Source organism: Sphingosinicella soli (assembly GCF_014199685.1).
Lineage (GTDB): Bacteria > Pseudomonadota > Alphaproteobacteria > Sphingomonadales > Sphingomonadaceae > Sphingosinicella > Sphingosinicella soli.
Genome location: NZ_JACHNZ010000017.1, coordinates 44,170 through 66,112 on the forward strand (window position 1 = coordinate 44,170; position 21,943 = coordinate 66,112).

24 protein-coding genes are annotated in these 21,943 nt (G+C 67.4%); 12 read left to right on the plus strand and 12 right to left on the minus strand.

Features of this window, described 5'->3' with window-relative positions:
• Together GGQ98_RS08675 and GGQ98_RS08680 are read right to left on the minus strand one after the other, a co-directional pair.
• Entirely contained in the window at positions 1–1,104 is a 1,104-nt protein-coding gene (locus tag GGQ98_RS08675) for a right-handed parallel beta-helix repeat-containing protein (RefSeq protein ID WP_184068104.1), read from the minus strand.
• 112 nt (positions 1,105–1,216) lie between these two features.
• The gene (locus GGQ98_RS08680) at positions 1,217–1,738 is read right to left on the minus strand and encodes a CDP-alcohol phosphatidyltransferase family protein (RefSeq protein WP_184068107.1); all 522 of its coding nucleotides are present in this window, start codon (positions 1,736–1,738) and stop codon (positions 1,217–1,219) included.
• Positions 1,739–1,854: 116 nt separating this feature from the next.
• Between GGQ98_RS08680 and GGQ98_RS08685 the strand changes: the two genes are divergently transcribed.
• The 4 genes from GGQ98_RS08685 to arfB are packed head-to-tail and all read left to right on the plus strand — an operon-like array spanning position 1,855 to position 4,002.
• A complete protein-coding gene (locus GGQ98_RS08685) occupies positions 1,855–2,274 on the plus strand; it encodes a protein tyrosine phosphatase family protein (RefSeq protein WP_184068110.1) in 420 nt (139 codons plus the stop codon).
• Positions 2,275–2,278: 4 nt separating this feature from the next.
• Positions 2,279–2,674: a hypothetical protein gene (locus GGQ98_RS08690; protein WP_184068113.1), complete on the plus strand. Its 396-nt coding sequence runs from the start codon at positions 2,279–2,281 to the stop codon at positions 2,672–2,674.
• 6 nt (positions 2,675–2,680) lie between these two features.
• Positions 2,681–3,586, plus strand: coding sequence for a sterol desaturase family protein (locus tag GGQ98_RS08695; protein WP_184068116.1), 906 nt, complete (start codon positions 2,681–2,683; stop codon positions 3,584–3,586).
• A complete protein-coding gene (arfB, locus tag GGQ98_RS08700) occupies positions 3,583–4,002 on the plus strand; it encodes an alternative ribosome rescue aminoacyl-tRNA hydrolase ArfB (protein ID WP_184068120.1) in 420 nt (139 codons plus the stop codon). Before GGQ98_RS08695 ends, arfB begins: the two co-directional genes overlap by 4 nt.
• 62 nt (positions 4,003–4,064) lie before the next feature.
• Here the strand turns inward: arfB and GGQ98_RS08705 are convergent, their stop codons facing one another.
• The 7 genes from GGQ98_RS08705 to GGQ98_RS08735 all read right to left on the minus strand — a co-directional run bounded on the left by GGQ98_RS08705 (position 4,065) and on the right by GGQ98_RS08735 (position 9,465).
• Complete coding sequence (locus GGQ98_RS08705; RefSeq protein WP_184068124.1) at positions 4,065–4,967, minus strand: PEP-CTERM sorting domain-containing protein; 903 nt, start codon at positions 4,965–4,967, stop codon at positions 4,065–4,067.
• A gap of 199 nt (positions 4,968–5,166) precedes the next feature.
• Complete coding sequence (locus GGQ98_RS08710; RefSeq protein ID WP_184068127.1) at positions 5,167–6,504, minus strand: ammonium transporter; 1,338 nt, start codon at positions 6,502–6,504, stop codon at positions 5,167–5,169.
• Between the two features lie 17 nt (positions 6,505–6,521).
• A complete protein-coding gene (locus GGQ98_RS08715; RefSeq protein ID WP_184068129.1) occupies positions 6,522–6,860 on the minus strand; it encodes a P-II family nitrogen regulator in 339 nt (112 codons plus the stop codon).
• Positions 6,861–7,030: 170 nt separating this feature from the next.
• Positions 7,031–7,237, minus strand: coding sequence for a putative signal transducing protein (locus GGQ98_RS08720; RefSeq protein ID WP_184068132.1), 207 nt, complete (start codon positions 7,235–7,237; stop codon positions 7,031–7,033).
• Complete coding sequence (locus tag GGQ98_RS08725) at positions 7,237–7,803, minus strand: pyridoxamine 5'-phosphate oxidase family protein (protein ID WP_184068135.1); 567 nt, start codon at positions 7,801–7,803, stop codon at positions 7,237–7,239. The genes GGQ98_RS08720 and GGQ98_RS08725 overlap by 1 nt, the downstream gene beginning before the upstream one ends.
• Positions 7,804–7,821: 18 nt before the next feature.
• Complete coding sequence (gene tldD, locus GGQ98_RS08730) at positions 7,822–9,240, minus strand: metalloprotease TldD (RefSeq protein WP_184068138.1); 1,419 nt, start codon at positions 9,238–9,240, stop codon at positions 7,822–7,824.
• A 24-nt stretch (positions 9,241–9,264) separates the two neighbouring features.
• A complete protein-coding gene (locus GGQ98_RS08735) occupies positions 9,265–9,465 on the minus strand; it encodes a zinc-finger domain-containing protein (protein ID WP_184068141.1) in 201 nt (66 codons plus the stop codon).
• A 365-nt stretch (positions 9,466–9,830) separates the two neighbouring features.
• On the opposite strand from GGQ98_RS08735, the gene dksA reads away from it, so the two are divergent.
• The 4 genes from dksA to GGQ98_RS08755 all read left to right on the plus strand — a co-directional run bounded on the left by dksA (position 9,831) and on the right by GGQ98_RS08755 (position 13,643).
• Positions 9,831–10,295, plus strand: coding sequence for an RNA polymerase-binding protein DksA (gene dksA / locus GGQ98_RS08740; RefSeq protein WP_184068205.1), 465 nt, complete (start codon positions 9,831–9,833; stop codon positions 10,293–10,295).
• A 154-nt stretch (positions 10,296–10,449) separates the two neighbouring features.
• On the plus strand, positions 10,450–10,929 hold the full coding sequence (locus GGQ98_RS08745; RefSeq protein ID WP_184068144.1) for a flagellar basal body-associated FliL family protein: 480 nt from the start codon (positions 10,450–10,452) through the stop codon (positions 10,927–10,929).
• On the plus strand, positions 10,926–11,987 hold the full coding sequence (fliM, locus tag GGQ98_RS08750; RefSeq protein WP_184068148.1) for a flagellar motor switch protein FliM: 1,062 nt from the start codon (positions 10,926–10,928) through the stop codon (positions 11,985–11,987). Before GGQ98_RS08745 ends, fliM begins: the two co-directional genes overlap by 4 nt.
• A 9-nt stretch (positions 11,988–11,996) precedes the next feature.
• Positions 11,997–13,643 carry a hypothetical protein gene (locus GGQ98_RS08755; RefSeq protein ID WP_184068151.1) on the plus strand — a complete coding sequence of 549 codons (1,647 nt, stop codon included), beginning with the start codon at positions 11,997–11,999 and terminating at the stop codon, positions 13,641–13,643.
• Here GGQ98_RS08755 and cysQ read toward each other — a convergent pair.
• From cysQ to GGQ98_RS08770, 3 genes are read right to left on the minus strand one after another with little or no spacing between them, the layout of a single operon-like run.
• Positions 13,613–14,398, minus strand: coding sequence for a 3'(2'),5'-bisphosphate nucleotidase CysQ (cysQ, locus tag GGQ98_RS08760; RefSeq protein WP_184068154.1), 786 nt, complete (start codon positions 14,396–14,398; stop codon positions 13,613–13,615). The two genes, GGQ98_RS08755 and cysQ, sit on opposite strands and share 31 nt — an antisense overlap.
• Positions 14,395–14,742, minus strand: a complete 348-nt coding sequence (locus GGQ98_RS08765; RefSeq protein ID WP_184068157.1) for a GntR family transcriptional regulator — start codon at positions 14,740–14,742, stop codon at positions 14,395–14,397. The genes cysQ and GGQ98_RS08765 overlap by 4 nt, the downstream gene beginning before the upstream one ends.
• A gap of 31 nt (positions 14,743–14,773) precedes the next feature.
• The gene (locus tag GGQ98_RS08770) at positions 14,774–15,376 is read right to left on the minus strand and encodes a nitroreductase family protein (RefSeq protein WP_184068160.1); all 603 of its coding nucleotides are present in this window, start codon (positions 15,374–15,376) and stop codon (positions 14,774–14,776) included.
• Between the two features lie 89 nt (positions 15,377–15,465).
• Here GGQ98_RS08770 and GGQ98_RS08775 point away from each other — a divergent pair, with 89 nt between their 5' ends.
• The 4 genes from GGQ98_RS08775 to GGQ98_RS08790 all read left to right on the plus strand — a co-directional run bounded on the left by GGQ98_RS08775 (position 15,466) and on the right by GGQ98_RS08790 (position 21,943).
• Positions 15,466–17,502, plus strand: a complete 2,037-nt coding sequence (locus tag GGQ98_RS08775) for a TonB-dependent receptor (RefSeq protein ID WP_184068163.1) — start codon at positions 15,466–15,468, stop codon at positions 17,500–17,502.
• A 111-nt stretch (positions 17,503–17,613) separates the two neighbouring features.
• Positions 17,614–19,227 (plus strand): peptide MFS transporter, encoded by a 1,614-nt coding sequence (locus tag GGQ98_RS08780; RefSeq protein ID WP_184068166.1) that lies wholly within the window; start codon positions 17,614–17,616, stop codon positions 19,225–19,227.
• The gene (locus tag GGQ98_RS08785; protein ID WP_184068169.1) at positions 19,227–20,648 is read left to right on the plus strand and encodes an amidohydrolase; all 1,422 of its coding nucleotides are present in this window, start codon (positions 19,227–19,229) and stop codon (positions 20,646–20,648) included. Before GGQ98_RS08780 ends, GGQ98_RS08785 begins: the two co-directional genes overlap by 1 nt.
• Complete coding sequence (locus GGQ98_RS08790) at positions 20,645–21,943, plus strand: amidohydrolase family protein (RefSeq protein WP_184068172.1); 1,299 nt, start codon at positions 20,645–20,647, stop codon at positions 21,941–21,943. Before GGQ98_RS08785 ends, GGQ98_RS08790 begins: the two co-directional genes overlap by 4 nt.

A 21,943-nucleotide genomic window follows, 5' to 3' on the forward strand; every position in this document is an offset into this window, starting at 1 on the left:
CTATCGCTGCGCCGCAGCTTTCCGCCGCCCGACGATAAGGCCCGCGAGGCCGAAACCGAGCAGCGCGAAGACGCCCGATAGCGGCGGTTTCAGAGCCATTTCCGCGAAGGCGGCAGCGCTTGCAAGGGCGCTTTCCGATGCGAGGATGCCGTTTACCGTCACATCGCTCGACGCTGCGACGATGCGGCCCCGCTCGGCGACCAGGTCGTTGTCGGTCAGGGTTGCGGCGTTGGCCGGAGCGGAACGGTTGGCGAAGAAGACCACGGTTCCGGGCGCGTGGCTCACGAAGCGGTTGCCGGTGACGCGCACCGGCCCCGGCGGGTTCGCGTAGCTGCCGCCTTTCCGCATTTCGAAGCCGTAGGCGATGGCGGTGCAGCAATTGTCGGGGTTCGGGCCCTTCACCAGCAGATTGGCGCGGATCGTCGCGGCGCCGCCTTCGGGCAGATCGATGAGGTAGGAGGCGCTGCCCTGCGTGTCGTCGATGCGGTTGCCGGTGATGCGCGTGTCGAGCGCGCGGGACTTGATGTAGTGGCCGCGCGCGCCCCGGGTGAAGGTGGACCCCGTCACCACGAGCCGCTCGATGCCGTTGGCATAGACGGCATGGCCCACGCGGTCTGCCTTGCGGCTGGCGGTTCCCGTGAAGCGCGATCGGCGCACGGTCAGTACGCTGCCCGCCACGCTGTTGGCGAGGATGCCCATTTCGTTCCCGGCGAATCGGGCGTTCGTGACGGTCAGGTTGCGGCCTTCCGCGCGAATGCCGGCGCCGTTTCCATCCGGCGCGACCGCACCTTCAAAGGTGATGCCTTCGATCGCCACGTCGTCGCCTGCGATGACGAACAGGGCCTTTCCGCCCACGACGTCGCCGGTGATGACGACGCTGCCGGGCAGCGCGTCGTCGGCGGCGCGCACGGTCAGGCGATCGGCGCGGAAACGGGCGCCTTCATACACGCCGGGGGAAAGGACGATCGTGTCGCCCGGCTGCGCATCGCGCGCGGCTTCGGCAGGGGTCGCGTAGGCGCCGTTTCCGCCGACCGCGAGCGTCGCTGCCGATGCGCCTGCCGAGCCTGTTGCCAGCGCTGCCGCCAGAGCGAGTCTGAGTGTCATGTCCGCCGCCCTCGTGATTGCCGCCGTAGCGCGCGACGCTCCCGGTCGCGCGGGCTGCTCATGCCCCGCAAATGATGACGGTTTCAATCGCGCCCTCACAGAAAGTGGGAGATTACGCATCCGATCCTCGCGCGCGAATCCAGCGCTGCGCATAGCGGGCGGCCGACACGAGGTTCAGAAAAGTGGCGGCGATCATAAGGGCTTGCAGAAGGGTGGGCGTTTTAAGCACGAGCGGCAGCGGCAACAGGATCAGCGCGACGAGAGCCATCTGCACGGCGTTTCCGGTCTTGCCGAAGGGGTCCGGCCTCAGTTCGTCGGCATGCCCGCGCCCGCGTGCCCAGACGCTCGCGACCAGCACGAAGCCCTCGCGCAGCGCGACCGCGAGCGCGAACCAGTCCGGCAGGAGCCCCGTCCACCACAGCAGCGCCACGGCGGTGCCGACGAGCAGTTTGTCGGCGACCGGGTCCATCAACTGCCCCAGCGTTGTTACGCTGTGCCACCGCCGCGCGATCCAGCCGTCGACGGCGTCGGTTGCGGCGGCGACCACGAAGATGATGCCCGCGCGCGTCAGATCCCCGGCAAGCAGGCTCAGCGCCATCGGAGGCACAAGCAGCAGCCGGAACACGGTGAGCATGTTCGGAATGTTGATAGGGCGCCTCCCGTGCTGTTTTGGTCGCCAGTCTCGTTCGTACACGATAGACGAGGCGGGAACGCCGTGCACGCCTTGCCGGGTCTTTTTTGGAGGAAGCCATGTTCCCGACGCTCAGCGAAACCGTCTCGGTCGCGCCGCAGATCACGCCTGAAGATGTCAGCGCTGCGAAAGCTGCGGGCTTCACCGCGATCATCAACAACCGCCCGGACGGCGAAGCGCCCGATCAGCCGCCGGGCGAGTCGATCGCAGCTGCGGCGGCCGCCGAGGGCCTTGCCTATGCGTATATCCCGATGTCGCACGGCGGCATCACACCCGACATGATCGAGGCCGTGCGCAAGGCGCTCGAAGGGCAGCGCGCGCTGATGTTCTGCCGGTCCGGGACACGCTCCACGATGCTCTGGGGGCTTGCAGAGGCGTCTGCGGGCAAGGACGCGGACACGCTCGCGGAGGCGGCCCGCGCCGCCGGATATGATCTGTCGCCCATTTACGGCGTCATGCAGCAGATGGCGGCGCGGTAGCGCCGTGCTGGCCCAGGCGCTGATCTCGGTCGGCGGTATCGCGCTTGTGGTGTTGCTCGCGCGGTGGCTTGGCGTGCGTCGTCCCGCGACGGTGCTTGATACGGCCGCCGCTGCAAATTTCGCCGAATTCACGCTTGCCGGATTCGAAGCCGGCGAGGTTGCGCTCGGCGCTGACGGCGGCGGCGCGCTCGTTTCGGGGCGGGACGGGCGGTTCGCGCTCATCAAGCTGCACGGTTCGCGCTGGACGGTGCGCGAACTGACGATGCCGGTGCGGGCGACTGTCGAAAGCGCTGACTTGATCGTGGACAGCGGTGATCCCATGTTCGGCGCGGTTCGCCTGCAGATCGGCGCGCAGGCGGCGGAAACGCTTGCCGCGCGCCTGCAGCCCGGCGCTGGATAATTCGCTATGGAACTGCCCGATCCCGTCGCCCTCGCCATTCCGGCGTTCATCCTGCTGATGGTGGCGGAGCTTGTCTGGATCCGCTTGCGCGGACGCGGCGAATATGAATGGCGCGATACCGCGACCTCGCTCGTCATGGGGTTCGGCAGCACGATCGCGGGGCTTGTCAGCGGCGGCGCGGTGATCGCATCGGCCTATTGGCTGCACCAGTTCGCGTTTCTCGACCTGGGCTGGCACTGGTGGGTGTTCGCGCTGTGCATCCTGGGCGATGATCTTGCCTACTACGCGTTCCACCGCAGCGCGCACCGCGTGCGCTGGTTCTGGGCCGCGCACGTCATCCACCATTCCAGCCAGCATTATAATCTGTCGACCGCGCTCCGGCAGACGTGGACAGGCTTCATCGCGCTCGGGTTCATCTTCCGGATGCCGCTGTTCCTCGTGTTCGATCCGGCGATGGTGCTCTTCGCGTCGGCGATCAACCTCGTCTACCAGTTCTGGATTCACACCGAAGTCGTCGGGCGGATGCCGCGCTGGTTCGAGGCGGTGATGAACACGCCCTCGCACCACCGTGTCCACCACGCGACGAACCCGCGCTATCTCGACAAGAACTATGCGGGGATGTTCATCATCTGGGACAGGATGTTCGGCACGTTCGAGCCGGAGCGCGACGACGAGCCCTGCCGCTACGGCATCGTCAAGAACCTCGGCAGCTTCAACGTGCTGTGGACGGCGTTCCACGAATGGATCGGCATCGCGAAGGACGTGCGGCACGCCCCCACGTGGGCGGCGCGCTGGAACTACATGGTGAAGCCGCCGGGCTGGAGCCACGACGGCAGCCGCGACACCTCCGAGACGATCAAGGCGCGCTGGGCGGAGCGGCAGGCCCGGCTTGCGGCGGGGGCCGCCGAGTGATCCCGGTCGGACGCGGCCTCTCCATCGATCCGCGCGAAATCACGCTCAGCTTCATCCGCGCAAGCGGGCCGGGCGGTCAGAACGTCAACAAGGTTTCCACGGCGGTCGAACTGCGGTTCGATCTGGCGCATTCCCCGTCGCTGCCCGAAGCCGTGAAGCGCCGGGCGGCGCGGCTCGCGGGGCGGCGGCTGACACTGGACGGCGTCATCGTGCTGCGCGCCGACCGCTTCCGCACGCAGGAGATGAACCGCGAGGACGCCGAGGCGCGTCTCGTCGCGCTGCTTTCCGAAGCCGCAGTGCCGCCGACGCCGCGCGTGAAGACGAAGCCAGGCAAGGCCGCGAAGGCACGCCGTACCGACGCCAAGACGGGACGCGGCAAGGTGAAGGCGCTGCGCAGGAAGCCCGGATCCGAATAAAAAGGGCCAATAAAAAGGGCAGGCGCATGGCCGACCCTTTCAACGACTTGTGAGGCCGCGCGTCAGGCCCTGCGGCGCCGACGCATCAGCGCGCCCGCCAGAAGGCCGGAGCCGAGAAGCGCGAGGCTGCCGGGGGTCGGAACGTCGACCGGCGGCGGCGTGTACTTGCCGAGGCCGAGCAGCGCGCCCGAGTCCGAATAGGCGTTCACCCCGTCGGCGAAGGAGAAATCCAATGTCGCTGTCTGGCTGAAATCGGCGAGCACGGACGTGATGCCGTCGAACGTGCTGGTGCTCGCACCCGTGACGACACGTGCGTAAATCTCGAACGTCTCGAAATCGCTTTCCAGCAGGATGCTGCTGGCGATCAGCTCGGAAATCGACACGAGCGGGTTTTCGAGGTCGATCGATGGGTTGAATTCGTTGATGCTCTGAAAGAAGACGGCGCTTGCAACGTCACTGGTGGCCCAGGTGTTGTTGGTGGTGTCGCCGGGCCGGTAGATGGCCAGCGTGATATCATAGTTGGTGTAGCCGCTCGTCGGCGGGCCGCCGGTGGGGCCGCCGAATTCAAACTCGAAATAGCCGTCGAGCAGGATGTTGAAATCCCAGGTCGTGCCCGCGCCGCCTGCGATCGTGACGGTGTCGCCGAAGATGGCGTTGGCGCTCGCGCTGCGGGTGCCGCCGGTTGCGCCTGCCGAGGCTTTCAGTTCACCGTTCGCAAGATCAACCGACGAGAAGGCATTCCGGCCGTCGGCATCCGAAAGCGCAGTCTGCTTCGATGTCGCGCCGTTTGCTTCGAAGCCGTTGGAGACCTGATAGCCGGGCTGCGGGGTGAAGGTGCCCGTGACCGGGTTGTAAAGCTGCGATTCCAGCTGCGCGTACGGAAGCACGTAATAACCTGCCTGGGCCGATGTGGCCAAGCCCGCGAAGGCGACTGTGACTGCAAGAAGATGTGCGCGCTTGATCATCGGAAAGCCCCTCTCGATATGTATTTTTCCTAAATGCAAATAATGAGTCAAATTGAAAAATCGGCGAGTATGCAGGGAATTTGGCGAGGCGCGCGAGAAGACGAGAGGGAACATTGTAAAGTTACCCGACACGTGGCGGGCAAAAGGAAGGGGCGGCGTGGTTGCCCACGCCGCCCCGGAATTTACGCAGAGACTGAGTTTAGTAGTTGTAGGCGCGTTCGCCGTGTTCGCCGAGGTCGAGACCCTCGCGCTCGACTTCCTCGGTAACGCGCAGGCCGGTGACGGCCTTGGCGATGCCGAAGGCGATCGCCGAACCCACCGCTGCCCAGATGACCGCGACGACGACCGCCTGGATCTGGATGATGAGCTGAGCGCCCACCGCATAGTCGTCGCCCGCCGGTCCGCCGAGCGCCGGGAGCATCGTCACGGCTGTCAGGATCGAGCCGATGATGCCGCCGACGGCGTGGATGCCGAAGGCGTCGAGCGACTCGTCGATGCCGAGCTTCGTCTTGATCTTCATGACGAAGATGCAGCACAGGATACCCGCGACGAGACCGAGCAGGATCGCGCCCATCGGACCGGCGTTACCGGCGGCAGGCGTGATCGCAACCAGGCCCGCAATGGCGCCCGAGCAGGCGCCGAGCAGCGAACTCTTGTGGCCGAGCATGCGCTCGGTGAGCATCCAGAAGAGCACCGCGGCGGCTGTCGCGAGGAAGGTGTTGATGAGCGCAAGACCCGCGCCGCCGTTGGCTTCGAGCGCCGAACCGGCGTTGAAGCCGAACCAGCCCACCCACAGCAGACCCGTACCGATCAGCGTCATGGTCAGCGAGTGCGGCGCCATCGTTTCCTTCTGGTAGCCGAGACGCTTGCCCAGGATGATCGCACCGACCAGCGCCGAGACACCGGCGTTGATGTGCACGACCGTGCCGCCGGCGAAGTCCAGAGCGCCCCACTCGAAGATCAGGCCGCCCGTTGCCCACACCATGTGCGCGATGGGGTAATAGACGATGGTGAGCCAGATCGCGGCGAAGATCATCACGGCGGAGAACTTGATGCGCTCCACCAGACCACCGATGACCAGCGCGACCGTGATCGCCGAGAACGTCATCTGGAACGCGATGAACACGAACTCGGGGATGACGAAACCGTCGCTGAAGGTGGCTACGGTCGAGTCCGCGGTGATGCCCGCCAGAAACATCTTGCCGAAGCCGGCGATGAACGCGTTGCCGCCGTCGCCGAACGCCATCGTGTAGCCGAAGATCGCCCACATCAGCATGGCGAGACAGGCGACCGCGATGATCTGCGTGAGCACCGAGAGCATGTTCTTCGTGCGGACGAGACCGCCGTAGAACAGCGCAAGGCCGGGGACGATCATCGCCATGACGAGGACGGTGGCCGTCATCATCCAGGCAACGTCGCCCTTGTCGACGACCGGAGCGGCCGCTTCAGCCGCTTCCTGTGCGAAGGCCGGCAGTGAAAACAGCAGAGGGGCGCCGTAAGCCAGCGCGCGTCCTGCCAATCCAAGAGTTGGTTTCATTCCTTACCCCCAGTTTTCTAAAGAGCGGTTTCGTTGGTTTCGCCCGTGCGGATGCGCACAGCGCCGCCGACGTCGAGCGTGAAGATCTTTCCGTCGCCGATGCTTCCGGTCGAAGCTGCGGCGGAAATCGTTTCAATGACGCGCGGAGCAAGGTCATCTGCGACGACGATCTCAAGCTTCAGTTTCGGGACCATGTTCACGGTGTATTCCGCGCCTCGGTACACCTCGGTGTGTCCCTTCTGACGCCCGTAACCTTTGACTTCCGTTACGGTCAGCCCCTGAACGCCGATGTCGCTCAGGGCTTCCCGTACGGGATCGAGCTTGAACGGCTTGATGATAGCAATGATCAGCTTCATGCCTTGCCCCCTCCTGTGGTTGTGCCGAGGAGGCGTTCTGCATGATGCGTGCCAACTGCTGCACCGCAGCAAAAGGGGGTGACTCCCATCGCATGCGGGCGCGGACTTGATTAAAAATTAGGCGATGAGGGGTGGTCGCCTAGATTCTAGGCGGTGAAGTTGACGAAAGTTTAATCGTCGCTGCCGTCGAGGATCTGCCGGGCCCGATCAAGATCGGTTTCATCGACCATCAGCCGCGCCGACGTGATCGGCCCGAGGCCGAGGCTGGCCATGCCGGCATCAAACAGCACTGCCGGGATGTCTGCGGATTCAAGCGCGAGACGGGCCACGTCGGCCTCGATGCGATCGGAATATTCGCGGACCATGACCAGCGGCATCAGGCGTCCTCGCTCACATAACGGTCGGTCACGCGGACCGGCAGGCCGTCGATGCTGCGGGTTCGATCAATGCGGCGTTTCACCCATTCCGACGGATCCGTGCCCGCCTGGCGATGATATTTCACCAGCGTCGGACGCTCGCGCTCCAGCGTCATCTGGGGCACGCCCCAGCCGCAGCTCGTCTGCACGCTTTCGATCGCGATGTCGAAGATCTGCCGCGTTCCGGGCAGGATCGTGAAGTGCGCGGCGATCGCGTCCCAGTCCGCATCCTGCGGCAACACCGGCTTGCCGTGTCCGTAGATGCGGAAAATGAGGGCAGGGTTGTCGAACGCGCAGAACATGATGGTGATGCGCCCGTCCGCCGCGAGGTGGGCGTGGGTCTCGTTGCCGGAGCCGCCGAGATCGAGATAGGCGACGCGCTTGGGCGACAGCACGCGAAACGAATCATAGCCTTTCGGGCTGAGGTTGATGCGCACGTCCGCCGCGGCGGTGGCCACGAAGAACACCGGCTGGCGGTTGACGAATGTGATATGATCGTCGGTCAGCTCGTCGAAAAAGTCCGCCACGCGCCTTTTCTCCCCGTTTCAGGCGGCCGTACCGCCCACTGTGAGACCTTCCAGCATCAGCGTCGGCTGGCCCACGCCCGCAGGCACCGACTGGCCGCCCTTGCCGCAGATGCCGACACCCTCGTCGAGTTCGAGATCGTTGCCGATCGCGACGACCTTGCGCATCGCCTCCGGCCCGCTGCCGATCAGCGTCGCACCCTTGATCGGCGCGCCGAGCCGGCCGTTTTCGATGCGGTACGCCTCGGTGCAGGAAAAGACGAACTTGCCGTTCGTGATATCGACCTGCCCGCCGCCGAAGCTCCTGGCGTAAATGCCGGATTTCGCGCGCGACAGGATTTCGGCCGGATCATCCTTGCCCGCCAGCATGAACGTGTTCGTCATGCGCGGCATCGGGGCGTGCGCGAAGCTCTCGCGGCGGCCGTTGCCGGTGGGCGCGACGCCCATCAGCCGGGCGTTGAGCCGGTCCTGCATATATGCCTTGAGGATGCCGTCCTCGATCAGCACGGTGCGCGAGGTCGGCGTGCCTTCGTCGTCGATGGTCAGCGAACCGCGCCGGTTCTCCATGCTGCCGTCGTCGACGATCGTTACGCCCGGCGATGCCACGCGCTCGCCCAGACGCCCGGAGAACGTCGACGCGCCCTTGCGGTTGAAATCGCCTTCCAGCCCGTGGCCGACCGCCTCGTGCAGCAGCACGCCGGGCCAGCCCGGCCCGAGCACCACGGTCATCTCGCCCGCAGGGGCGGCGACGGCATCGAGATTGACCAGCGCCTGCGCGAGCGCCACGTCGATCGCGCGGTCCCATGTCGCGTCCTCGAACAGCCGGTCGTACAGGTAGCGGCCGCCGATGCCGTGATAGCCGGTCTCCCGCCGCCCGTCCTTCTCCGCGACGATCTGGACGTTGAGACGCACGAGCGGGCGAATGTCGGAGGCGCGAAACCCGTCGCCGCGCAAAATCTCGATCGTGGACCAGCTTGCCGTCAGCGAGGCGGAAACCTGCACGACGCGGGGATCGCGCGCCCGCGCGGCGGCGTCGATCTTCTCAAGAAGCTCGACTTTGCGGGCAAAGGGGATCGCGCTGATCGGGTCGTCATCGACGTAGAGCTTGCGGTTGGTCCGCGCGGGCGGCGCTGCGACGGTGCTGGAATGCCCGCCGCGCACCAGCGCCACGGTTTCGCCGGCGCGCCGGATTGCGGCCTCGCTGATCTCGTTGGCATGCGCGAAGGCGGTCGTCTCCCCCGAAACGCCGCGCAGGCCGAAACCCTGCGTCGTGTCGAAGCTGGCGGATTTCATGCGGCCGTCGTCGAAGGTGAAACTTTCGGCGACGGTGTGCTGCATGTAAAGCTCGCCGTCGTCCGTCCCCGCGAGGACATCGGCGACGACGCGCTCGGCGCGGGAGGGGTCGAGCTGCGAATAAAAGAGGCGTGTCGGGTCTGTCATGTCCCCGATATGGGCACTGCGGCCTTATTTGTCACGGGTGTCGGCGGGGCCGCCCGACAGGATGAAGCGCCGGTCGCAATAGCCGCAATCGACGAAGCCGTGCTCCATCTCCATGTAAACGCGGGGATGGCCCAGCGGCCCTTCGTCGCCGTCGCACGATACGCGCGTGTTCTCGACGTAGCGAATTTCCGGGACAAAAGCGTCTGTTGGGGCTGTGGCGTTCATGGACGCTGCGCTTAGCACCGAGTTTTCCCGGTCTCAAGCCCGCTCAGGTAAAGAGCGGGACAATCGCCGGGCCAAGCGCGATCGCGGCGATCAGCAGGGTTTTTGCCGCGCGGTAGTGCAGCGCCGGGCGGTTGTGGACGGGGAGCATGAGCATGCGCCGAGCATGATCCCGAAAAGGTTGGCAAAGTGTTAAAAGCGGCGTTTGTCGAATGAAGTTGATGAAAGCCCATCTAGCCGCTTGCCGGGTGCGAACGCGGACGGTATAGCCCGCGCCGGGAGCGGTCGTTTCGCGCGCGCCTCACCAGCTCGCGGGCCGGAACGGTCGGGGCAGGAGTTGCGTAAAAATGATCGATACGGTTGAAGGAATGTCCGTCCTGACCGACGACGAAGAGAACCCCAAATCGGTTGCCGCGAAGGGCATCGAATTGCCTCAAGGCTATGTTCTCTCTGAGGACGAGCCCTTCATGAACCCGCTGCAGCTGGCGTATTTCCGCAAGAAGCTGCTCAGCTGGAAAGACGATATCCATCGCGAGGCGAAGGAAACGCTTGTCCAGCTCCAGAAAGAGCCGCTGCAGGAGGCCGACGCCACCGACCGCGCATCGAGCGAGACCGACTGGTCGATCGAGCTGCGCGCGCGGGATCGCCAGCGCAAGCTCATCAACAAGATCGACGCCGCGCTGCGCCGCATCGATGCGGGCGAATACGGATTTTGCGAAGTCACCGGCGAGCCGATTTCGCTCAAGCGCCTCGACGCGCGCCCGATCGCCACGATGACGGTTGAGGCGCAGGAACGCCACGAGCGCAACGAGAAGATCACGCGCGACGAATAGCGCGCCGTTGCCGCCGGACCGGCGGCGCGGGAATCGTTTCGTGAAAGTCACGGAAATCTGCGGCGGGCCGAGCCGTTGCCTGTCTTCCTCCGCAACGCCTCGTTAACTACGCAGGCGCTAGTTTGCGCTTCTGGGTTGCAAACTGGCGGGGCCGATGACGCCGATCAATGATGCCATACGGCCGGAAGATCTGGCCGCGCTGGAGGCTGCGTTGCCGCGCAAATGGTGGAGCGGCAAGCGCATCGTCACGTCGGCGCTGATCCTCGCCGCGCTCGCTGCCGTGCTTTACGGCCTGCAGTGGGTGGCCGCGCCGGGCGTGCTGACCCCTGCCGTGCCGCACTATGTCGAGGTTCCGGCGATGACCGTGAACCTTCGCGCGAAGGGCGGCGAGCGCCGCTATCTGAAGGTTCATGTGGTGATCGAGGCGGCGAGCCGCAAAGACGCCGCCGCGATCAAGGCCCGCCTTCCGGCGGTGATCGACGGCTTCCAGTCGTTCCTGCGCGCGCTGCGGCCGCAGGATCTTGCCGGCGCATCGGGCACGTACCGGATCAAGGAAGAGCTGATGGTGCGGATCAACCGTGCCGGGCCGGGGCGGGCCAGCGACGTGCTCGTGCAGGAGCTGATCCAGCAATGACCGGCCGCAGCATGAAATTCGATCCCGAAGCGTGGCTTCGCGACGATGTCGAGGCCGAATGGGCGCTGACGCGCGACCGGCAGCAGGCCGCCGCACTGCCGGGAGGCACTGCGCGGGAAACCAAACGCGGCATAGCGGCATCGGAGCAATCCGGCATCGACGCCATCATCAACGCCGGGTTCGTGAGCGAACGGCTGCCGATGCTCGACGTGGTCTTCGACCGCCTCGTCCGGCTGATGACGGCGAGCCTGCGCAGCCTCACGTCCGACACGATCGAAGTGTCCATCGAAGCGGTGTCGTCGGTGCGCTTCGGCGCGTTCCTGAACGACATGCCGCTGCCGTCGCTTATCGGCGTGGCGCACGCTCACGAATGGGACAATTCGGCGCTTCTGGTCGTCCGCCCCGAGCTGGCCTTCGCCGTCGTCGATGTGCTTCTGGGCGGACGGCGCGGCGTGCCGCCCGCGCATATCGGAAGGCCGGGCTTCACTGCCATCGAAACGAAGCTGGTCGAACGCCTGATCGGTGTCGTTCTGAGCGCTCTGGGCGAGGCTTTCGCGCCGCTCGCGCAGGTGGGCTTCACGCTCGACCGGATCGAAACCAACCCGCGCTTCGCCGGGATCGCGCGCCCGACCAGCGCCGCCGTCAACGCCCGCTTCCGCATCGAGATGGACGAGCGCGGCGGGCTTGTCGACCTTGTGATCCCCCACGCCACGCTGGAGCCCATCCGCGCGCTGTTGTTGCAGCGGTTCACCGGCGAGACGCTCGGCCGCGATTCGCTCTGGGAACGGCATCTGGTGTCGGAGCTTCACCGCGCCAGCGTCGATGTCGAAGCCGTTCTTGGCGAACAGCAGATGACGCTTGCCGACATCATGGCGTTCAAGCCCGGGCAGACGCTGCTGTTCGGCACGCGGGAGGATCAGCCGATCACGCTGCGCTGCGGCGGCCGCACGGTCGGCCACGGCCAGATGGGCCGATCAGGCCATCAGCTCGCGGTGCGACTTACCGACCGCGACACCGACAAGCCGGGGAAGGCGTTTCGCCTGCGCGGCGAGGACTAGGCCGTGGGCATGGCCCCCAGACACCTGATGCTGATCGCGGCGCTCGCACTGTTGGTCCCGGCGCCCGTCGCCGGTGATGCACCCGCCCGCACCGCGCTTCAGGCGCTGAGTATCGCGCCGGAGGCGGAGCGTCCGGCCTGGCGCTGGCGCGTGGCGCGCGACTATGCCGATGCCGGTCTTCACGCCGAAGCCGAGGGCGTGCTCGGCGTGCTTGCCGCGGATTCGCCCGGCGTTGCGGAGACCCCTGCGTACCGGCAGCTTCGCGCCGAAGTCCTCATCGCGCTCGGCGAGCCGGACAAGGCGCTGGCGCTGCTCGATACGCCCGCGCTCGCGGCGGCGCCTGCCGCCTGCCTTCAGCGCCTTGCCGCGTCCGCGCGGTTGCGGCAGCCTGCAGGGGTAAGCGCTGCGCTGCGCTGCGCCGGTCCGGCGCTTGCGGCGCTGACGCCCGGCGCGCGGGCGCCCTATCTGATGGGCGCGGTGCGGACCTATGCCGAAGCCGGCGATCTCGATCCCGCCGCGCGGGTGCTCGGCGGGATGCGCGGATTGTCTCCGGTGCAGCAGGGCGAGGCCGATTATTGGCGGGGCGTCACGCTGCGCGGAAACGCGCCCGAGGCGGCGCTTGCCTATTTTCGCCGGGCCGTAGCGAGCCCGAACCCGATCGCGGCGCTGCGCGCGCGGGTTGCAGCCACGCAGATCGAGGTCGCGGCAGGCAGGCTCGGCCCCGAAGCCGCGCTTGCCCGTCTCGACCGACTGGAGCGCGTCTGGCCCGGCGGCGCCGCAGAGCGCGACGTTCTGATGGCGACGGGAAATTTCAAGGATGCATCCGGCGACGCACCCGGCGCCTTCGCAGCATATAGCGCGGTGGATGATGGCTCTCCTGCGCTTCGGCAAAGGCTGGTCCGCCGCTTTTCCGCCGCCTTTGCAAAGGACGAGGATACGCTGTCGCCCGCGCAGACATTTGCTCTGTTCCGCGATTTTCCCGAATATGCGCCGCAGGGGCCGCAAGCCGATGCCATGATCCGCCGCCTCGCGGAGCGGCTTGCGGGCGCGGGCATGGCGCGCGAGGCCGCGATGCTGCTCGACCATCAGGTGAACCACCGCCTGGAAGGAACGGCGCGGGCAAGCGTTGCCGTGCGCCTCGCCGAACTGCTCGTGGCAAGTGGAAATCCGCAGCGGGCGCTTGCCGTGCTGGCAGGCGCGCGCGCGGCGTTGCCCGCCGATCTCGACCTGCGCCGCCGACAGGCCGAAGCCGCCGCGCGCATCGGGACGGGAGACGCGAACGCGGCGCTGCGCCTGATCGCCGATATGGACGGCGAGCGGGCCGAAATCCTGCGCGCGGAAGCCGCGTGGGCGCTTCGCGACTGGCCCGCTGTGATCGCCGGTCTGGCGCCGCTGCTTCCCGAGGCTTCAGCGCTGACGCCCGATGCGCAGGGCATGGTGCTGCGCGTCGCGGTCGCCGCCGCCCGGCTGGACGACGCGAAGCGGCTGCGCAGCCTGGAGGCGCGCTACGGCGCTGCGATGCAGGGCGCGTCGCGGCGCACGCTCGGTGCGATCGTGAACGCCGCGCGGCTCGATCCGCTCACGCGCGGCCGTGTGCTCGGCGCTGCTGCGGACACTGCGTCCGGCTATTCGGTGATGGGCGGCAGCGCTGCATAGGCGGCGGGATCGCCCCATGCGAGGAACGGCCCGTTGAGGTAATCCGCCTTGCCGTAGCCGAAGGGGGCGCCATCCGCGTCCACCATCGCGCCGCCCGCCGCGATCAGCACGGCATGCGCGGCGGCGGTGTCCCACTCCGACGTCGGCCCAAAGCGCGGATAGACGTCTGCCTCGCCCTGCGCGATCATGCAGAACTTGAGCGACGAACCGCTGGGTTTGACGTCGGCGCCCGGAATGCGCGCGACATAGGCCAGCGTGCGATCGTCGTTGTGCGAGCGGCTGGTGACGACGACGGGGCGGGCGGGAAGCGTGCGGCAACGGATCGGCGTCTGTGTGTCGCCGTCGAACCGCCACGCGCCCTCGCCGACGATGCCTGCCCAGATCGTGCCGCTGCGCGGGGCCATCACGAGGCCGAACACCGGCGCGCCGTTTTCCACGAGGCCGATGTTTACGGAGTAGTCGGCGCCGCCGTCAATGAAGCTGCGGGTGCCGTCGAGCGGGTCGATCAGCCAGAAGCGCTGTGCGACGGCAGGCTTGCCGCCGGCCTCGCAGGCTTCCTCGCCGACGATCTGCGTCTCGGGATCGATGCGCCGGAGCGCGGCGACGATCAGCGCCTCGGCGCGCTCGTCGGCCTCCGTTACGGGCGAAAGATCCGCCTTGGTACGGGTCTCGGCGCCGTCTGCGCGGATCTGTTCGATGAGGGTTGCCGCGTCCCGGATGACCGGGAGCAGCGCGTCAAGAAAGGGGCGTGTCACGCATCCGCGGTATCGAAGAGTTCGGCGGGTTTCAAGCCGAGACGATCGATGTGGCTGCGGATCGCCGGCCACTCGCGGGTGAGGAACTGCTTGCGCTCGTCGGCGAGCAGACGTTCGCGCGCGCCGGGCTCCACGAACAGCCCGAGGCCGCGCCGCGCCGAGACGAGCCCCGAAGTTTGCAGCTCCTGATAGGCCTTGGAAACCGTCAGCGGATTGACCTGCTGTTCGGCGGCAAGCGCGCGCACCGACGGCAGCGAATCGCCGACGTTGTAGGCGCCGTCAATGATGGCGGCGGCGATCAGATCGCGAATCTGCACATAGATCGGGCGGGTTGTCTGCCACATAGTGTTATAAGACCATAAGACAGTAGCACGGTCAAGATTGCGATGCGCCGCGCCACACGCTCACCACCTCACCGAGATCGGGTCGCGGGCGTTCTTCGAGCGGCCTGGCCGCAGTGCCCAGGAACATGAAGCCGACGATACTGTCCCCCGGCGCGCCGAACAGCGCCGTGACGGCGGGTGAGTACGCCGCCCAGCCGGTCAGCCAGCACGAGACGAAGCCTTCCGCATGCGCGCCATGCGCGAGGGTCATGGTCGCGGAGACCGCCGAGGCCGCCTGTTCGGCCAGCGGGATGTGCGATTCGCGGGGCCGGAACAGTGTCACGACCAGAGCGGGCGCCTGCCGCGCGAACGCGCGCACGGCCTCGCGTTCCACGCGGCCGGCATCGGGCTTTTCGGCGACGTAGATCGCATCGAGCGCTTCGGCGAGGGCGTCGCGCTCGCTCTCGGGCACGATGACGAAACGCCACGGCGCCAGCTTGCCGTGATCGGGCACGCGCGCCGCCGCCGTGAGGATGCGCTGCATCTGCGCCGCGTCCGGACCCGGCGCGATCATGTCGCGCGCCTTGCCGGAGCGGCGCGAAAGCAGCAGGGACATGGGAGTGGAGCGATCGTTGAACGCAGTCACGTCAGGCATACCTTCCGGTCATCGGCCGACGGGCGGTTGCCCGCGCGGCGTTCGCTCGCTAGCAGAAGCGATCCCGAAAAAGAAAGCAGGTCGCGACGTTGCGGAACAGTTTTACCCTCGTGCCGATCCTTGCGGCGCTCGGCGCGCCGGCGGCGGCGGACGATACGATCGTCGTGACCGGCCATGCGCTCGAACAGCCGATCGGGTCGCAGGCCTATGCCGTTCAGACCATCGACGCCGCGGCGCTGCGGGACGTGCCGGGCGGGCTTGAGACCGCGCTTGAGGCGGCGTCGGGCTTCCAGATGTTCCGGCGCACGGACAGCCGCTCGGCAAACCCGACGAGCCAGGGCGCGCAGCTGCGCGGCATCGGCGGCAATGCGTCGAGCCGGGCGCTCGTGCTGCTCGACGGCGTGCCGGTCGCCGATCCGTTCGCGGGCTGGATCCCGTGGCCCGCGATCCGCCCGGAAAGCCTGTCTTCGGTGCGGATCACGACCGGCGGCGGCGCGGGCGCGTTCGGCGCGGGCGCGCTCACCGGCGTCATCGAACTGTCGAGCGCGGGGCGCGACCGCACGCCGGTGATCGGCATCGACTACGGCAGCCGCGATTCGGTTGCGGCCTACGCCGGCGCGGCCATACCGCTGGGCGGCGGCTTCATCGCGATCGATGCCGGATATGATCGCGGCGACGGCTTCCATCTCCTCAGGCGCTCGCAGCGCGGCGCCGTCGATATCCCGGCGTCCTATGAACAATATGGCGGTTCGGTGCGCTTCGTCGCACCGGTGGGCGACGAGACCGAGCTTCAGGTGCGCGGCGCGGCGTTCGCCGACGATCGCGTGCGCGGCGTCGAGATCGTCGATTCGGCGAACAGCGGCGCGGACGCGAGCGTGCGGCTGGTGTCGCGCGGCGCGCTGCCGTGGGAAGCGGTGGCCTATCTCCAGACGCGGGACTTCTCCTCGCGCTTCGCCCGGATCGAGGCGGACCGCAGCGCAGCCTTCCCGACGCTCGATCAATATGCGGTCCCGGCGACCGGCTACGGCGCGAAGGTTGAAATCCGCCCTACGCTCGGCGCGCATGCCCTGCGTCTCGGCGGGGACTGGCGCGGCGCGCGCGGCGAGACGAAGGAGTTCTACACGCCGGTGGCGGGCGTCTACACGCGCATGCGTGAAGCGGGTGGCGACAGCCATGTTTACGGCGTTTACATCGAGGATGACTGGCGGCTGAGCGATGCGCTGCTGCTGACGGGCGGCGTCCGTCTCGACCGCTGGTCGCTGACGAACGGCCATCTCGACGAGCGGCAGCTCGGCGGCGCGGTGCTCACCGATACGGACTTTCCCAAGCGTTCGGGCACGGAGCCGAGCGGGCGCCTCGGCCTCGCGCTCTCCGCGACCCCGGCGCTGACGCTGCGCACCGCCGCCTATCTCGGTTTCCGGGTGCCGACGCTCAACGAGCTGTACCGCCCGTTCCGTGTCGGTACGGACGCGACGGCAGCGAACGCGGCGTTGAAGCCCGAGCGGCTGCGCGGTATCGAGGCGGGCTTCGATTACCGCCCGCTCAGCACCGCGCATGTATCAGCCACGGTCTTCTACAACCGCGCCAGGAACGCCATCGGCAACATCACGCTGGGGCAGGGGCCGGGCACCTTCCCGGGTGTCGGCTTCGTCGCGGGCGCCTATCGCCAGCGGCTCAATCTCGACGCGGTCGAGGCCTGGGGGCTGGAAGCGAACGCGGGGGCCGAACTCGGCCGTGTGTCGATCGGCCTCTCCTATGCCTTCACGCATGCGACCGTGGAGGCGAGCGGCGTGTCGGTGGCGCTCGACGGCATGCGCCCGGCGCAGACGCCCAGGCATCAGGGCAGCGTGTCGGCGAAGTGGCGCTCGGGCGGCTGGAACGCGGGCCTTGCCGCCCGCTACGACGGCGCGCGCTACGAGGACGATCTGCAGACGCAGCGGCTGGACGCGGCGCTGACGCTCGACGCCTTCGCCGAAGCGCCGCTCGGCAACGGGCTTTCGCTGCGCCTCGCGGCCGAAAACCTGACCGACGCAGACGTCGAGGCCGGACGCACCAGCGACGGCATCATCGATCGCGGCCAGCCGCGCACGGTCTGGGTCGGCGTGCGCTGGCGACCGGGCCGCTGAACGCCGAAACGTTCTTTCCATGCGCCGGGTGGGCGACTAGTCTCGGTTACGGGAAAACGAGTCAGCGTCGTCTAGCTGTTCGTGAAGGGTGATAAAGAGGGCCTGCCAGCAATGACGCAACCGACAGGGGCGGCGCCCGCCGCCCTGCCAGAAAGCGATTCCATGGGCACCATCATGGGGCACCCCAAGGGGCTCTTCGTGCTGTTCTTCGCTGAGATGTGGGAACGCTTCTCCTACTACGGCATGCGCGCGCTGCTGATCTTCTATCTGGTTCAGCACTGGATGTTTTCGGATCAGAAGGCTTCGGTGATCTACGGCGCCTATACGGCGCTGGTTTACATCACCCCGATGATCGGCGGCTATCTGGCCGACAGGTGGCTGGGGCAGCGCAAGGCGGTGCTGTTCGGCGCGGTATTGCTGACCTTCGGGCATCTGCTGATGGCGGTGGAAGGCGACGGCGGCGGAGACGGGATCGCGCTCAGTGTTTTCTGGCTGGCGCTTGCCTTCATCGTCGTGGGCTCTGGCTTCCTGAAAGCCAATATTTCCGTGATCGTGGGGCAGCTTTATCCGCGCACGGATATCCGGCGCGATGCGGCCTATACGATCTTCTACATGGGCATCAATCTGGGCGCGGCGATCGGCACGATCATCGCGGGCTATCTCGGACAGACCTACGGCTGGGCATACGGTTTCGGCGCCGCAGGCATCGGCATGCTGCTCGGGCTGGTGGTGTTCATCTGGGGCAAACCCTTCCTGCTCGGCCGGGGCGAAGCGCCCGACCCCGCCGCGCTGCTGCGCCGGGTGGCCGGGGTTCCGCTCGAATGGCTGCTGTATCTTACCGGGTTCGGGGCCGTCGCGATCGTGTGGCTGCTCGTGCAATACCAGTCGCTGGTCGGTGCGCTGCTCGGCATTTCGGGCGCGGTGCTGGTGATCTATGTTCTCTACACGGCGGTCACGAAACTCGCCCGCGAGGACCGGGATCGCATCTTCGCGATGATTTTCCTCATTCTCGGCTCGGTGCTGTTCTGGTCGCTGTTCGAGCAGGCGGGCTCGTCGCTCAATCTGTTCGCGGATCGGCATGTCGATCGCACGATGCTGGGCGCCGAGATTCCCGCATCGCTGCTGCAATCGCTCAATCCCATTTACATCGTGATCCTGGCGCCGCTGTTCGCCTGGCTGTGGACAGCGCTCGCGCGGCGCGGGCTGGAGCCCTCGGCGCCCGCGAAGTTCGGCATCGCCATGCTGCAGCTGGGTGCGGGCTTTTTCGTCCTCGTGGCGGGCGCGCACGAGGCCGGGACGGGCAATCCGACCCCGATCCTTTTCATCTTCCTGATCTACCTGCTTCTCACCACGGGCGAGCTTTGCCTTTCGCCGGTGGGCCTGAGCGCGATGAACCGGCTGGCACCCACGCACATGGCGAGCCTTATCATGGGGGCGTGGTTTTTCGCGTCGGCAGCCGGCAATTTCGTTGCCGGGCTGATCGCCGCCGCGACCGGCGCGGTCCACGGCACGGAGGCGGGCGCGGCGAAGGAGGTCGTGCTCGGCGTCTATTCGAACGTCGGCTGGGTGGCGATCGGCGCGGGCGTGGTCGTGCTGATCATCTCGCCGCTGATCCGCCGCCTGATGCATCTCGACACGTTGAAAGACGACGCGCCGCTGCCGGGCGCCGCAGAGATCGGCGAGCCGCAGGCGGCGGGGATCCACCCCTCGGGAGACGTCCGGTGATGAAACATCTGGGCCTCGCATTCGCATCGGCGATCGTTCTTTCCGCCTGCGCGGCGCAGCCGGAGGCTCCTGAAACCGCTTCCGGCAAGCCCGCGCGCGCGCTGCCGGCGATCGACAAGAATCCGTTCCCGTCCACCTACAAACCTTTTGCCTCGACACCGACGCTGATCCGCGGCGCGAACATCTACGACGGCGCGGGCGACAAGATCATGGGCGGCGAGGTGCTGCTGGTGGACGGCAAGGTCGCCGCCGTGGGGCAGAGCGTCAGCGCGCCCGAAGGCGTGAGCGTGATCGAAGGCGCGGGCAAATGGGTGACGCCGGGCGTCATCGACGTGCACAGCCACCTCGGCAATTATGCGACGCCTGCGGTGGAAGCGCATCAGGACGGCAACGAAGTGACCGGCGCGAACACGGCGGACGTGTGGGCCGAACACGGCGTCTGGCCGCAGGATCCCGGTTTCTCGCGCGCGCTCGCGGGCGGGATCACCACGCTCCACATCCTTCCCGGATCGGCGAACCTGTTCGGCGGGCGCGGCGTTTCGCTGCGCAACGTGCCGGGCCGCACGGTGCAGGACATGAAGTTTCCCGGCGCGCCCTACACGCTGAAGATGGCGTGCGGCGAAAATCCCAAGCGCGTCTACGGCGGCCGCAACCAGAAACCGGGCAGCCGCATGGGCAACATCGCGGTCGACCGCGCGACCTGGGCGAAGGCTCAGGAATACGACCGCAAGTGGGATGAATACGAAGGCAAGGTGAAGGCGGGCACGGCGGGCCTGAAGGATGTGCCCGCGCGCGACATCGCGATGGACACGCTCCGCGGCGTGCTGGACGGCGAAATCCTGGTGCAGAATCACTGCTACCGCGCCGACGAAATGGCGCTCGTGCTCGATATGGCGAAGGAGTTCGGCTACAAGGTCACGGCGTTTCACCATGCGGTCGAAGCCTACAAGATCGCCGATCTGCTGAAGGCCAGCGGCACCTGCGCGGCGATGTGGGCGGACTGGTGGGGCTTCAAGATGGAAGCCTATGACGGCATCCGCGAGAACCTGCCCTTCGTCCACGCCGCAGGCGGCTGCGCGATCACGCATTCGGACGACGATCTGGGCATCCAGCGGCTCAACCAGGAAACCGCCAAGGCACTCGCCGACGGCAACCGCGCGGGGCTCGATATCACGCCCGAGACGGCGTGGACGTGGATCGGCATCAACGCGGCCAAGGCGCTCGGCCTCGACGCGGAAATCGGCAGCCTCGCGCCCGGCAAGCGCGGCGATGTCGTGCTGTGGAACGACGATCCGCTCTCGGTTTACGCGAAGGCCGAGAAGGTCTGGATCGACGGCGCGCTGATGTTCGATGCAACGACCGGTCTGCGGCCGGTCAGCGATTTCGAGCTTGGGCAGCCCGGTGAAGGAGACCCGAAATGATGCGGCTGCTCTCGCTTCTGGCGTTGACGCTGGCGAGCCCCGCTGTTGCGGAAACGGTCGCCATCGTGAACGGCAAGGTCGCCACGGTCGCGCGCGCCGAGCCGATCGAGAACGGCACCGTCGTCATCCGCGACGGGCGCATTGTCGCCGTGGGCGCGAATGTCGCGGTTCCGGCGGGGGCGCGTATCGTCGATGCGGCGGGCGGCTGGGTGACGCCGGGGCTGTTCGCGGGCTATTCGCGCCTCGGGATTGTCGAGGTGGATGCCGTATCGGGCACCAACGACACGCGGGCGGCGTCCGCGCCGTATGCGGCGGCGATCGACATCGCGCCTGCGGTCAACCCGCTGACGACCGCCATCGCCGTGACGCGGATCGAGGGCGTGACACGCGCCGCCGTGATGCCGGAGGCGGGGAACGACATCTTCGGCGGGCAGGGGCTCGTGCTCTCGCTCGGCGAGGGCGCGCCGATCACGCGGGCGCAGGCGTTCCAGTATATCGTGATGGGCGAGGCGGGGGCGCGCCTTGCGGGCGGTTCGCGCGGGGCGCTGTTCGCGCGGCTTGCCGATGCGTTCGCGGAGGCGGCGGCCTGGGCGCGGAATCCGGCGGGCTACGGCTATGGCCGCGATCGCGGCTCGCTGCTCAAGCGCGCCGATGCGGCGGCGCTTGCGAAGGTCATCAGCGGCGAGGTTCCGGCGGTCGTCAGCGTCAACCGCGCCAGCGACATCGTGAACGTGCTCGCGCTCAAGACGACCTATCCGCGCCTGCGCCTGATCCTCGCGGGCGCGTCGGAGGGCTGGACCGTGGCAGAGAGGATCGCGGCGGCGGGGGTTCCGGTGCTCGCATCGGTCGCGCCCAACCTGCCGGAGAGTTTCGAGGCGCTCGCGGCCACGCAGTCCAACGTGGGCCGCATGATCCGCGCGGGGGTGAAGGTCGCGATCGTGCCGATCGGCCGCGATCTCAACCACCAGGTGCGCCTGATCCCGCAGCAGGCGGGCAACCTCGTCGCGCAGGGGCGGATCCCGGGCGGGGTTCAGGTGAGCCATGCCGAGGCGCTCGCGGCGCTCACGCGCAACCCGGCGGAGATTTTCGGGCTGGGCGCCGAACTCGGCACGCTCGAACCCGGCAAGCGCGCCGACGTCGTCGTCTGGTCGGGCGATCCGATCGCGCTTGCCTCCGCGCCGACCGCACTGTTCATCGACGGGCGCGATACGCCGCTCGTCTCGCGGCAGACGAAACTGCGCGACCGCTATAATCCGCTGAAACAGGATACGATGCCGAAACAGTACAGCCGCTAG

Bases quoted from the DNA above. Each gene is read 5' to 3' on its own strand.
- GGQ98_RS08715 (WP_184068129.1), bottom strand. From the start codon at position 6,860: ATGAAGCTGATCATTGCTATCATCAAGCCGTTCAAGCTCGATCCCGTA.
- GGQ98_RS08780 (WP_184068166.1), top strand. From the start codon at position 17,614: ATGACGCAACCGACAGGGGCGGCGCCCGCCGCCCTGCCAGAAAGCGAT.
- dksA (WP_184068205.1), top strand. From the start codon at position 9,831: ATGTCCGTCCTGACCGACGACGAAGAGAACCCCAAATCGGTTGCCGCG.
- GGQ98_RS08790 (WP_184068172.1), top strand. From the start codon at position 20,645: ATGATGCGGCTGCTCTCGCTTCTGGCGTTGACGCTGGCGAGCCCCGCT.
- GGQ98_RS08685 (WP_184068110.1), top strand. From the start codon at position 1,855: ATGTTCCCGACGCTCAGCGAAACCGTCTCGGTCGCGCCGCAGATCACG.
- GGQ98_RS08765 (WP_184068157.1), bottom strand. From the start codon at position 14,742: ATGTGGCAGACAACCCGCCCGATCTATGTGCAGATTCGCGATCTGATC.
- GGQ98_RS08745 (WP_184068144.1), top strand. From the start codon at position 10,450: ATGACGCCGATCAATGATGCCATACGGCCGGAAGATCTGGCCGCGCTG.
- GGQ98_RS08705 (WP_184068124.1), bottom strand. From the start codon at position 4,967: ATGATCAAGCGCGCACATCTTCTTGCAGTCACAGTCGCCTTCGCGGGC.
- tldD (WP_184068138.1), bottom strand. From the start codon at position 9,240: ATGACAGACCCGACACGCCTCTTTTATTCGCAGCTCGACCCCTCCCGC.
- GGQ98_RS08720 (WP_184068132.1), bottom strand. From the start codon at position 7,237: ATGCCGCTGGTCATGGTCCGCGAATATTCCGATCGCATCGAGGCCGAC.
- fliM (WP_184068148.1), top strand. From the start codon at position 10,926: ATGACCGGCCGCAGCATGAAATTCGATCCCGAAGCGTGGCTTCGCGAC.
- GGQ98_RS08680 (WP_184068107.1), bottom strand. From the start codon at position 1,738: ATGCTCACCGTGTTCCGGCTGCTGCTTGTGCCTCCGATGGCGCTGAGC.
- GGQ98_RS08675 (WP_184068104.1), bottom strand. From the start codon at position 1,104: ATGACACTCAGACTCGCTCTGGCGGCAGCGCTGGCAACAGGCTCGGCA.
- GGQ98_RS08770 (WP_184068160.1), bottom strand. From the start codon at position 15,376: ATGCCTGACGTGACTGCGTTCAACGATCGCTCCACTCCCATGTCCCTG.
- GGQ98_RS08695 (WP_184068116.1), top strand. From the start codon at position 2,681: ATGGAACTGCCCGATCCCGTCGCCCTCGCCATTCCGGCGTTCATCCTG.
- GGQ98_RS08755 (WP_184068151.1), top strand. From the start codon at position 11,997: ATGGCCCCCAGACACCTGATGCTGATCGCGGCGCTCGCACTGTTGGTC.
- GGQ98_RS08785 (WP_184068169.1), top strand. From the start codon at position 19,227: ATGAAACATCTGGGCCTCGCATTCGCATCGGCGATCGTTCTTTCCGCC.
- GGQ98_RS08735 (WP_184068141.1), bottom strand. From the start codon at position 9,465: ATGAACGCCACAGCCCCAACAGACGCTTTTGTCCCGGAAATTCGCTAC.
- GGQ98_RS08710 (WP_184068127.1), bottom strand. From the start codon at position 6,504: ATGAAACCAACTCTTGGATTGGCAGGACGCGCGCTGGCTTACGGCGCC.